We start from the raw sequence: 207 nt of genomic DNA, 5'->3' as shown, positions 1-207 counted from the left end.
CGGGCACCGGGTGGAACCCGGCGAGATCGAGGTCCTGGCCGGACAGGCGGCGGAGCTCGCCGAGGTGGCCGCCGTCGCGGTCGACACCCCCGGCGCGCCCCGCACCATGGTCCTGTTCGCGGCAGCGGCGCCTGGTGCCGCCGTGGACCCGGTCGCGCTCCGTGCCCGCCTCGCCGAACGGCTGCCCGCCGCCGTCGTGCCGAGCCG

The 207-nt window shown here is 79.7% G+C and carries 1 protein-coding gene; it reads left to right on the top strand.

The window, feature by feature from the left end; genetic code table 11:
* The coding region (locus tag BZL64_RS40050; protein WP_158101594.1) for a hypothetical protein at window positions 1-207 on the top strand (207 nt) is incomplete at both ends.

Origin of the sequence: Streptomyces bobili, from assembly GCF_002154575.1 — a bacterium.
GTDB classification, from domain to species: Bacteria; Actinomycetota; Actinomycetes; order Streptomycetales; family Streptomycetaceae; genus Streptomyces; species Streptomyces bobili.
The sequence above is the reverse complement of the archived record's forward strand: the minus strand, read 5'-3'. Positions and strand labels throughout refer to the sequence as shown.